Below are 11,574 nucleotides of genomic sequence, written 5' to 3' on the forward strand. Positions count from 1 at the left end.
ACACATATTAATACTAATTGTACTCTAATAAACCTCTTTGTCAAGCTACTTTTTTAAATTTTATCGCATCTCAGTAATGTTACACTTCAGTTATACTATTACCAAAACCCTTCAGTTGCGCGCTGAGAGCCTTCTTACAGAACTTCTTCGCTGAATAGACTACACACATAGTTTGCTCATCTGCTATAATAGGATATACGCTTAGACCACATCATTAAACCAGGAAAGAACCTAAGCGGAGGAGGAGACATTGATGAATATTACCGGAGAACAAAAACTGCTGGCTATACTTGCCCACCTGGCATATTTACTGGGAGGACTCGGCTTCATTATTGCTCCCCTGGTCATTTTTATGCTCCGCAAAGAAGACCCCTTTGTCTACCACCACGCCAAACAAGCCTTAGTAGCTCACCTTGCCATTTTAGTAGTTTCAGTAATTACCAGCCTGCTATGCATGGTATTGGTTGGCCTGCTGCTGGTACCGGTAATAGGACTGCTGTGGCTGCTTCTGCTGATAACGTCCATCATCGCTGCCGTAAAAGCGGCCGACGGCCAGTTTTACGAGTATCCGTTAATCCAACGACTTGTCACTAAACTATAGGCACTATAACAAAAAGATCGCTATTTGTCAGTCATTGGCCAATAGCGATTTCTATTTTTCAAAATTTCCCGGTTTTATCTGGAGGACGGCGCTTAACCAAGGGACAACTTCCTTGCTTTAGCCAGTTTCCTCAAGCCTTGATTTCCCCGTATTTTATCTGTTATAATCGTCCCTTGCTTTTCTGCTTTCTTCTTTTGGTAAACCTGTTTTAACATAAATGAACACACTCCTTTCATTTTGCCAAACCATTATAAGAGTGTATTATTCTGCATGAACAAGAAAAAACCTTCCATAATTTTGAAATTACATTTTTATATGTTTGCCGTAATCCGGCAAATCTCGGGTATAACGATGCAGCATTTATTGGAAATTATAAGAGCAGACCACATTAGTTTGGTCTGCTCTCACTCTTTTTTACGATATAACCTGGCCTCGTGGTTACAAAATGCTGCTAAAAATCTTTATGTTCTGTTCTTTCAATAATTTCATCCTGCAGGTCTTTTGTAAGATTATTGAAGTAATCGCTGTAACCGGCTACCCGGACAATCAGGTTGTTATATTGCTCAGGACTCTTTTGCGCTGCTTTTAGTGTTCCGGCATCAACGATATTGAACTGAATATGGTGCCCATCCAGTTTAAAGTATGCCCGGATCAGATCTTTTAGTTTTCTCAGCCCATCCTCGCCCTGCACGACCTGGGGTGTAAACTTTTGATTCAGCAAGGCACCGCCGGTTCTGAGCTGATCCATTTTGGCTGCTGATTTAATGACTGCCGTAGGGCCGTTTTTATCTGCGCCCTGTACAGGGGAGATCCCCTCGGAAAGAGGCCGGCCCGCTTTGCGCCCATCCGGGGTCGCGCCGATCACGGCACCGAAATATACGTGGCAGGTAGTCGGCAGCATCTCGATCCGGTAAGTTCCGCCTGTCGGTGTTTTTCTGCCGTTTACAGCCTCATGGAAAATCTCAAATACCTTGAGCATAATATCATCTGCATAATCATCGTCATTGCCATATTTCGGGGTTTTGTTCAGCAGCAGCTGACGTACCTTTTCCTGCCCGGCAAAGTCAGCCTTCACAATATCCAGCAGTTCATTCATTGAGAATTTTTTATGATCAAACACATGATATTCAAGGGCTGCCAGGCAATCGGTAATACTGCCGATACCAACACCCTGGATATAGCGGGAGTTATATCTGGCCCCACCGGCATTATAATCCTGGCCTTTGGCAATGCAGTCATCAATAACAATGGACATAAAGGGGGCCGGCATGTATTTAGCATAAAGCATTTCGATGATGTTGTTGCCTTTGATTTTTATATCAACAAAATGGCCGACCTGTTGTTTAAATGCCGCCAAAATTTCATCCAGAGAGGTGAATTGAGCCGGATCCCCTGTTTTAAGCCCCAGTTGTTTGCCTGTTAGTGGATCGATGCCATTATGGAGGGTAATCTCCAGGATTTTAACAAGATTTAAGTATCCGGTCAAAATGTAAGCCTCTTTGCCAAAGCAGCCAACCTCAACACAGCCGCTGGTGCCGCCGCCGCGGGCGTCTTCAAGACTCTTTCCCTGACGGAGCAGTTCTTCCAGTACCGCGTCAGTATTGAAAACCGAGGGGAATCCCATACCGGCCCGGATGACCTCAGCCGCTCTGAGTACAAACTGATCCGGGTTTTTCCGGCTGATTTGCACATTGGTGCTAGGCTGCAGCAGTTCCATTTCCTCAACAATATCCAGCAGCAAATAGGATACTTCATTGACGCCGTTGCTGCCGTCCGGTTTAATCCCGCCGATATTAATATTACAAAAGTCCGTATAAGTAGCACTTTCCTGGAGTGTAATCCCGACCTTGGGGGGCGCCGGCTGGTTGTTAAACTTGACCCAGAAGCATTGCAATAATTCTTTGGCTGCCTCGCGCGTCAGGGTCCCAGCCTGAATTTCCCGTTCATAAAATGGATTCAGGTGGATGTCAAGTTTGCCTGGACAGAAAGAATCCCAGGTATTTAATTCTGTAATTACGCTGAGGTGGACAAACCAGTAGGTCTGCAGCGCTTCTCTGAATGTTCTCGGCGCCTGGGCCGGTACATGACGGCAAATCTCGGCAATCTCCGCCAGTTCTTTCTTCCTGGCGGGATTCTGTTCTTTATCGGCCAGCTCGCTGGCCTTATCAGCATGCCTGCGGGCAAAAGTAATAATCGCATCACAACAAATTGCCATCGCTCTTAACTCTTCTTGCTTATCGTAAGCTGCGGCATCCTGTTGATAATCCAAAGCCGCCAGCTGGGCTTCAATATCTTTTTTAAAATCGAGAAAGCCCTGCTGATAGATTTTTCCCCCGGCAACCGTATGGCCTGGTGCCCGCTGTTCCATGAATTCCGTATAGATTCCGGCCTCATAGCAATCTTTCCAGGCTGGGGTCATTTGCGCAAACATTAAGTCGCGAACCGCTTTTCCCTGCCAGAAGGGAATAATTTCTTCGGCCTGAATGCGTTTGGTCTCCTGGTCAACCCTAAAGAATATTTTATCCCGCTTATCCATAATATCAAAATCTTCGACGGTATGGCAGCATAACTCAGGGTAAGTCGAGGCCTCCTGCGGACCAGTGCCCCGTTCGCCGACAATAAGCTCACCCTCATTGATGGAAATGGTCTTGTGTTCCATGAGATATTGAAAGGTTAATGCCCGCAGGACCGGAATAGAAACCTTGCCTGCATATTGTTTATAAGCTGCAGTTACCAGTCTGGCTCTTTCGATGGATAACCGCGGCACTAAAGTAACACTCTGGTCCCGCAATTTTTGCACCCTGCTATTGATGTTCTTGTCTATGGCCATTTCTTCTCACCCTCCTATTTTTGCCTTTATACCAAATGGCGCCAGCACTTGTGAAAACTCATCCATTTGTTTGTTTGAAAGTGACTGCAAGCCGTCAAGCCGGTAGGTTTTCCCCAGTCTCCTGTATTTATCTGCAGCAATATTGTGATAAGGCAATAGAAAAACCTCGCTTAGGTGCAAAGCTGATAAAAATGCACCCATTGCTTTTATATTCTCCCCATCGTCATTGATGCCAGGTATAACAGGTACCCGAATCCAGATTTTACTGTGACTGGCGGCAAGTTTTGTCAGATTCTCCAATATAAGCTGATTGGAGACGCCTGTATACATTTTGTGCTTGCCGTCATCCATATGCTTAAGATCATAGAGAAATAAATCTACCTTGTCTTTTATCCTGGCAATTGACGGCCAGGCAGCATAACCGGAGGTGTCTAACGCCGTATGCAGGCCGCTGGCTTTACAGGCTGTAAGCAGACTGTCCAGAAAGTCCGGCTGCATTAAGGCTTCGCCGCCGGAAAATGTAACCCCGCCGCCGGATTCGTCATAAAAAACCCGGTCTTTCTCTATCTCTTTCATGACCTCGGCCACAGTCATCGGCCTGCCAACCTGTTCCATAGCGCCAGTAGGGCAGATGTCCGTGCAGGCTTCACATACACTGCATTTCTCCCCAGCTTTTATTAAGCCCAGCTCAGTAACTGTCAGGGCTTTATTGGGGCAGCTTTGCACACAGTCACCGCAGCCGATACATTTGTTTTTGAAAAAAACTACTTCTGTTGTCAACGCCAGGCTTTCCGGATTATGGCACCACCAGCAGGCTAAGGGGCAGCCCTTCAAAAATACGGTGGTTCGTATACCCGGACCATCATGAATTGAATATTTCTGAATATTAAATATTGTTCCTGTCGGCAAAAGATCACCCTCTAATACACACTATTCCAAGCATATCACGCCACTGACTCAATTGCCTGGCAAACCATTTATATTGCAATAACTATGCCAAAAGTTCGCTGCCGCCAAAACACCGGCAATACTGCTACCGTTGGTATCTATATGGAACATTTATTGATACCGTCCCAAAATTGAGATAAATTATTTGTGACAATGTCCTGATTCCGGGACTAAGTGATGAATTGCCATTCAGTTTACCCGCTTTCACCCTTACGAACGATAAACCACCTTGCCGCCAAGATAAACGCATTGAACCTGGTTAAGAGCGGTGATGTCGGCGGCAGCATTGCCTGCAACCACAAAAATGTCTGCTTCCAGGCCTGCGGCCAGCTGCCCGGTGACCTCTGCCAGCCCCAGGACACTGGCCGGGTTAACAGTCGCGGTCCGGATTGCCGCCAGCGGCGTAATGCCATATTCGACCATATATCCTAACTCCCGGTTAATGGGCAGCGGCGGTGCACCGTACAGTACCATATCACTCCCGGCCAGCACAGTAACACCAGTCTCGTAAAGCTTCTGAAAATTATCGCGGTAAGCCCGGGCGGCCGGCTCAAAATAGGCAAAGTCGCGAGCGGCCGCCGCGGCCACCGGATTAGAAAGGTCGCCGCCTTCTTCTTTGAGCTTTTGGCAATATTCATACAGATATGTATAGGCAGTTATTGTAGGCGTCCAGGCCTGACCATTCCGGGCCATACGCTGGGCCTGCTCCACCGTCATAAACGTGCCATGCTCAATTGTATCAAAGCCGGTCTTGATGCACATCTCAATCGACGGCTGGGTGCCGGCGTGAACCGCAGTTTTTATGTGCCGGCGATGGCATTCATCCACTGCCGCGTCCAGTTCTGCCTGGGTATATTCGGGGATGCTGGAACGATGGCTGGTCAACAGCTTGATCCAGTCAGCCCCGTCCCGGCGCTGCCGTCGGATGGCTGAACGGATATTGTCAACCCCGTCCACCTCTTCACTTGCTTCAGTATAGCCATGGCCGCCGGTCATGCAAATGCCGGCGTCGGTATGAATGATACGCGGTACAATAACATAGCCCTTCTCGCCCGCCAGGCGCAGTTGTTGGCACAGATGGCTGGGCGAGCTTAAATCCCTGATGGTGGTTATCCCCAGAGTAAGTGCGGTTTCAGCCTGCTTAACCGCATAACAGGCGATAAGAAAATCATCATAGCGGTCAGCATCAGGCTGGCTGTAATAATACCCCAGATGGACGTGCATGTCGAACAAACCCGGCAGAATTGTCGCTTCCCCGTAATCAACCACTTGACCGCCGGGGTGACGGGCTGTTACCTCCCTGGCTGGTCCCACATCCCGGATTTTCCCGTTAGTTATGGCTACAGCCCCATCTTTAATCAAGGTCGTGCCATCGCCGGTAACCACATTCTGCGCCAGAATAATCATATTCGGACCCTCCTATAATAAAGTGATGAATCCCACGCCAGCAGCACCCGGGCACTATCACCTATTCCTTAAACGGATTGGGAGCACTTGCAACAATGAGTCGTACTAATTTATTGGTGTAGTTGGCCCAATTATGGACCATAGCTGAACTATAGTGGGCCGAGTCACCGGGAAACAGCTCAAATTGCTCATTGTTGAGAAAAAGCGTCAAGGTCCCTTCCAGCACATAGACAAACTCTTCCCCCTCATGGGCATAGGGAGAGATATCTTCATCACAGTTGATTGGCAAAAGTTCAATTAATCTCGGCAATATTGAATTTTCCCCAGTATTATTTGTTAAATGGTAATGGATAAAGCGGCCGTTTATAATTTGAAACACTTCTTTTTCATAACTGCGAATAATAGAGCTACGGTTTTTTGTATAACCGCCAAAAAAATAGGATAAATCAACTTCTACCGCTTCGGCAATCTTCTCCAGCGAATCGGTCGCAATTGATGTGAGTCCCCGTTCCAGTTGTGACAGAAAACCGGTTGACAAACCGGTTTTTTCGCTTAGATCCTTCAGGGTCATCTTTTTCCTGGTTCTAAGCTCTTTAATCTTACTACCAATATCTTTGTTCACAAAAATCCCTCATGTCTCAACATAATAAATATAACTTATATAATAATATATGTTGTTAAAAAAAGCCACATATTCATTTCGATGAATTTTTTTCATTATTATGAATGTATGCAGTCATTGTGGTAAAAAAGCCTATCAGCATGTCAGCTAATAGGCCTGCTAAATACATAGAGCAAATTTATCTCTGTCTAGCCTACAACTGTAAGCTTCTTGTCCAATTTGTTTAATACCTCACAGCCCGCTTCTGTTACCAAAACCAAATCTTCAACCCTCACCCCAGCCACACCCGGCAAATAAATTCCCGGTTCAATGGAGAAGGTCATGCCTGGTTGCGCCCGGTTGACGTTTGCTGCAGAAACATCACCGGGTTCATGGACCTCAAGGCCAATGGAGTGCCCTGTCCGGTGGGTAAAATATTTGCCATACCCGGCAGCTTCGATAGGGGTTCTGGCGGCAGCATCAATATCACAGAATCTGACCCCGGGTTTGATTGCATCAATAGCCCGTTTATTGGCCTCAAGCACTACATCATATATTTTTCCTGCCCTAGCCGGCACATATTTATAAAATACTGTCCGGGTCATATCCGCACAATAGTCGCTCTTTTTACAGCCAATATCAATGATGACACTTTCCCCGGCCTGCAGGATAGATCCATCCGGTTCATGATGAGGGTCAGTCGCATTGGCGCCATAGGCAATGATCGGGGCAAATGAGCAGCCACCGGCGCCCAGCTCGTCATAAATAGTAACCAAACGCTGAGCAAGCTGCTGCTCCGAGTAGCCCCCAGGAATAAGCTGCAGCAGCTGCGCCATTGCCTGATCATTAATCTGCGAGGCCTGCCGCATCAGCCCCTGCTCCTGTTGATCCTTACACATCCTGATCTGATCTACAATGACCGAACCGTTTACAAACCGGCTGCCGGCGGCCTGCTCCATCAGCCTTAATAAAAAGTGTGCCGGCCAGTTCTTATCCACGCCAACCGGGGCCCCGGCATCGATACAGCCGGACAATATCGCAACAGCATCCTGGGTATCATTAAACCAGACTTTATCAACGCCCAGCTCAGCCTCTACCGGAAAGAGCTCATTAATCAATAATTTGTGATTCCCCCCACAGGTAAGATACAATGCCAACAGCCTTTCGCCCGGATGAATCCAGGTACCTGTAAGATAAAAGACAGCTGCAGGATCAGTAATCACCAATTGGGGAATGCCGGCAGCAGCCATTTTTTCCAGCACCTTATTAACCCGTTCCTGCTTCATTACATGTTCCCCCCTATCTCAGCTATTCCAGCATACTTTTTCTTTTATTCTCCATGTATTTATGCCAGGCATGGAGCAGCAAGGATACGCCGATAATGCCATAGGCGATAAAAACCCGGAAAAACTCGCCGATTTGCGCATCGCCAAATAAATTGTTACCAGCCTGCGGCGATACAATAAACAATGTATGGAAAAGCAACGTGCCGATGACAGCATCGCTAATTGTCGCTTTGGCCACAGTGGCGCCGCCAATTAAAAGCGCGGCAATCGCAAACATCCCCACTTGTTCGTGACTGTTATAGGTATTTAAGGTGCCGATGTTCTGCAAAAATATGATCTGACCCCAGGCTGCCAGGATCGTCGATATTGTGATCGCAATCAGGCGGATTTTATCAGTGGGAATCCCGGCTACCTGCGCAATATGCAGATCCTGGCCCAAGGCTCTGAAGTCCTGCCCGATTTTTGTGGTAACAATAAACCGGGTAAACCACGCCAGGGCAATGACTGTGAGAAAGGTCACGACCGGAATGGTGATACCGCCGATTTTAAAATAAAGCAGTTTATCCAAAGAGTACTGGATAAACTTAAGATCTATTGCATTCTTTAAGCCCACACCGCTTTTCAGAACTATTTCCGGATTATAAATAGGAATAAGTGTACCGATAAACAGCAGAAACACCAATTGCCATAGTCCGTTGGCGAAAAATCCCAAGATCATGCTTGTGATCATCTCGCGGCCTTTTGTCTTATTTAAGGTAATACCGGTGAGATACCCAAATAAAACTGCAAAGGGTGTGGCTACCAGGACAGAGGCGGTAAATCCGGCCAGTCCGCCAATATCCCAGATTTTGACCGCAATCAGACCAATCTGACCGGCCATAGCCCCGATCACCAGCGCAAAGTTAAGCCCCATACCCGCAAGTACAGGAATAATCAGGGCAATGACCAGAAACAGGTTTCTGGACAGGCGGACCACCAGTTCGTTGATTACAAATTTTAATGGTAATTCTGACGCAATTGTGGTAGCAATACACAGCGCCAGGAAAATCAGCGGCACTGTATTGGCTCTGAGAAAGTTTTTCAGCCAGTCAATGGAAAACACTTGCTTCGCCTGGGTTACCAATCCCGTATTCATACTAGTGATTACCTCCCACTTTTGTCAAAGCGTAGAGGATAACCCCGTTGCTGACAATAATACGAATGACCTCAGACAAATTCCCGACATTGACTGCCGAATTAATAACCGGCAAGGATATGGTTAATAGTGTCTGAAACAAGATTGTACCGGCCACCACATGGGCAATCGTTGCTTTTTTATCTGTCGCACCCCCGATTAAGATCGCGGCAGTCGCCGCAAACGGCATCATGAGCGGCGCCTGGTAGAGCTGCAAAAAACCAAAACTCTGGGAGTAAACAAGCATACCAATCCCACCCAGGACTGTCGACATTACGGTGCCAATCATCCGCTGCCGGTCAACATCAATCCCGGTGGCGATGGCAAATTTCGGATTATCGCCTGCTGCCATCATCGCAATACCGGTTTTCGATCTCATAAACAACCATATGATTAAACAGAAAATAGCAACAAACAGTATCGCACCAGTTGGAATCTGCGAGCCAAAAAATGGAATTGCCAGCAAGTCGTCCAATACTTTAGCATATCTACCGCTAAGGGATATGGTGGTCCTCAGGCCGCTGCCACCAATTGCCCAGATCATCTCCGGGCTTTTAAACGGCATGAGCAGCCAGCCAATCGACATCAGTGATACGATCGCAAAACCCATATAGGTACCTACGGTCATCTCATCGCCTTTTACCTTGTTTAGAATCCAGCCATACCAATAGCCCATGGCTGCCGACAGGGGAATCGATATGGCCACCGCCCACATAAACGCCGACAGCCCGCGCATATCCATTTCAATGCTGATACAGCCGGCCAGCAACCCGGTAATGATGCCTAAAGACAAGCCGAAGTTTATACCCGCACCAGCTACAATACTAGGCACCATGGCCAGGACCAGGATAGCATTCATAGCGATTCTCACCAGGGAATCTCCAGCCATCGCCGGAATGTCCTGCTTTTGAAACACCGCCAGGATAATTAAAAATACCAGAAAGATTGTAATGCAAACCTTGGGATACCCGTACTTACCGGTCAGCTTGTGCCACAATTCCATATTATACAGCCTCCTCCCGGTCACTGTATTTGCCGGCCATGGCTAAGCCAAATTCAACGTCTGGTGCCGTTGGACTCAATATTGCTTCGATTTCCCCACCGTAGACAATGGCAACCCGGTCGCAAATTGACCTTAGTTCGCTGAGTTCACTGGAGGTAACGACAATGGTCATACCCCAATCCTGATTTAACTTGACAAGCAAATCCAGCAGTAATTTTTTTGCACCAATGTCAATGCCTCTTGTCGGCTCGGAAACAAATAAGATATCCGGTTCCAATGTCAAAGCTCTTGCCACACAGACTTTCTGCTGATTGCCGCCGCTAAGCCGTCTGGTGATTTGAGTTGGCCCGGTACAGCGGATATCAAGGTCTTTAATCATCTTTAATGCATGTTCCCGGATTTTTTTATAATTAGCCATCTGTATCGCCTTAATCCCCAGAAAAGGCTTTAGAAATTCCCCGTGTATCTGCATACTTGTCATCATAATATTCAGCTCAATCGAGGTGTCCAGCAGCAGACCCACACCTCTTCTGTCTTCAGAAACAAAAGCAAGCTTGCTTTGAATGGCTTTTTTAGGGTTATTAAGTTCCAGCAGGCTTTTCTCCTTATACACTTCCCCGGTGGCAGGATAGAGCCCCATCACACCGTTGGCCACCCCAATCTTCCCCTGCCCGGCCAAGCCGGCCAAACCCAGAATTTCTCCCCGATTAACATCCAGATTAATACTTCTCACCATTTCTCCCGGCATGCTCACACTCATATTTCTGATAGAAAGCGCTACTTCCTGCGATTGTACGGCTTTGGCTGTTTGCACGATCCTCTCAACATTTTTCCCAATCATCATTTCCGCTATCTTTTCCAGGTTTGCTTCCCCCTGGGTCATAAAGCCAACATTTTTTCCATCCCGCAAAACAGTAATGGAATCAGCAACCGCCAGGACTTCATCCAGGCGATGGGTAATAAATAGAATAGCTATCCCCTGGGCGGCCAGTATTCTCATTGCATCAAGCAGCTTATCTGCTTCACTTTCCGTAAGCACAGCTGTCGGTTCGTCAAACACCAGCAGGCGGATATTTTGTTTGTCTATTTCCCTGGCGATCTCAACAAACTGCATATACCCGACCGGCAGCCCCGCGACCGGCAACCAGTCATCCACATTCATTCCCAGCGTTTTAAGTGCCTTTTGCGCATCTTTTCGCATTGCCGGCAGATCCAGGGATTTGAGACTGGTGCCTGCTATTTTACTGACAAGATTGTGCCTGGTGGTTTCCCGGTTTAATTTAATATTTTCCGTAATCGTAAAGCCGGGCAGCAGCATAAATTCCTGATGCACCATGCCAATGCCCAGATCCATTGCTGTTTTGGGGGATTCTATCGCCACAGGTTTACCGTCAAACATAATCTCACCTTTAATTCCGCCAGTGCTATAGATAACAGGCATACCGAAGAGAATATTCATCATTGTCGATTTTCCTGCCCCGTTTTCGCCGACTAATGCATGAATTTCTCCCGGTTTTACTTGCAGTGTTACCCCTTTTAGCACCTTGTTGCCAAAATAGTCTTTGACAATATTTTTCATCTCAAGTAAATAATCTTCAGCCATTTGTCTTCCCCCTGTGGATACATTTTCAGACATCATAAACAACGCAGGCTGATTTATTTTTACCAGCCTTCTTTCAGGAAACATCCGGTTTTCAACTAAGCCTCAGCGGGCAATACTGCCG

At 47.1% G+C, this 11,574-nt stretch carries 10 protein-coding genes; 1 reads left to right on the plus strand and 9 read right to left on the minus strand.

Annotation, left to right across the window (positions count from 1 at the left end; all coding sequences use genetic code 11):
- Positions 1 to 253 precede the first annotated feature (253 nt).
- A complete protein-coding gene (locus tag VN379_RS21510) occupies positions 254 to 601 on the plus strand; it encodes a DUF4870 domain-containing protein (RefSeq protein WP_325537687.1) in 348 nt (115 codons plus the stop codon).
- 92 nt (positions 602 to 693) lie between these two features.
- Here VN379_RS21510 and VN379_RS21515 read toward each other — a convergent pair whose 3' ends face one another.
- The 9 genes from VN379_RS21515 to VN379_RS21555 form a co-directional block, all read right to left on the minus strand.
- Positions 694 to 816, minus strand: a complete 123-nt coding sequence (locus tag VN379_RS21515) for a hypothetical protein (protein WP_325537689.1) — start codon at positions 814 to 816, stop codon at positions 694 to 696.
- Between the two features lie 236 nt (positions 817 to 1,052).
- Positions 1,053 to 3,431 carry a trans-4-hydroxy-L-proline dehydratase gene (gene hypD / locus VN379_RS21520; RefSeq protein ID WP_325537691.1) on the minus strand — a complete coding sequence of 793 codons (2,379 nt, stop codon included), beginning with the start codon at positions 3,429 to 3,431 and terminating at the stop codon, positions 1,053 to 1,055.
- Positions 3,432 to 3,437: 6 nt separating this feature from the next.
- Positions 3,438 to 4,340: a glycyl-radical enzyme activating protein gene (locus tag VN379_RS21525; protein ID WP_325537693.1), complete on the minus strand. Its 903-nt coding sequence runs from the start codon at positions 4,338 to 4,340 to the stop codon at positions 3,438 to 3,440.
- Positions 4,341 to 4,589: 249 nt separating this feature from the next.
- Positions 4,590 to 5,786: an amidohydrolase family protein gene (locus VN379_RS21530; protein ID WP_325537695.1), complete on the minus strand. Its 1,197-nt coding sequence runs from the start codon at positions 5,784 to 5,786 to the stop codon at positions 4,590 to 4,592.
- Between the two features lie 61 nt (positions 5,787 to 5,847).
- The gene (locus VN379_RS21535) at positions 5,848 to 6,408 is read right to left on the minus strand and encodes an XRE family transcriptional regulator (protein ID WP_325537697.1); all 561 of its coding nucleotides are present in this window, start codon (positions 6,406 to 6,408) and stop codon (positions 5,848 to 5,850) included.
- A 188-nt stretch (positions 6,409 to 6,596) separates the two neighbouring features.
- The gene (locus tag VN379_RS21540; protein ID WP_325537699.1) at positions 6,597 to 7,673 is read right to left on the minus strand and encodes a Xaa-Pro peptidase family protein; all 1,077 of its coding nucleotides are present in this window, start codon (positions 7,671 to 7,673) and stop codon (positions 6,597 to 6,599) included.
- Positions 7,674 to 7,695: 22 nt separating this feature from the next.
- A complete protein-coding gene (locus tag VN379_RS21545) occupies positions 7,696 to 8,808 on the minus strand; it encodes an ABC transporter permease subunit (protein WP_325537701.1) in 1,113 nt (370 codons plus the stop codon).
- A 1-nt stretch (position 8,809) separates the two neighbouring features.
- Complete coding sequence (locus VN379_RS21550) at positions 8,810 to 9,850, minus strand: ABC transporter permease subunit (protein ID WP_325537703.1); 1,041 nt, start codon at positions 9,848 to 9,850, stop codon at positions 8,810 to 8,812.
- A 1-nt stretch (position 9,851) separates the two neighbouring features.
- The gene (locus VN379_RS21555; RefSeq protein ID WP_325537705.1) at positions 9,852 to 11,453 is read right to left on the minus strand and encodes a sugar ABC transporter ATP-binding protein; all 1,602 of its coding nucleotides are present in this window, start codon (positions 11,451 to 11,453) and stop codon (positions 9,852 to 9,854) included.
- Positions 11,454 to 11,574: the final 121 nt, after the last annotated feature.

It is taken from the genome of Sporomusa sp. (assembly GCF_035561255.1).
Taxonomy (GTDB): Bacteria; Bacillota; Negativicutes; order Sporomusales; family Sporomusaceae; genus Sporomusa.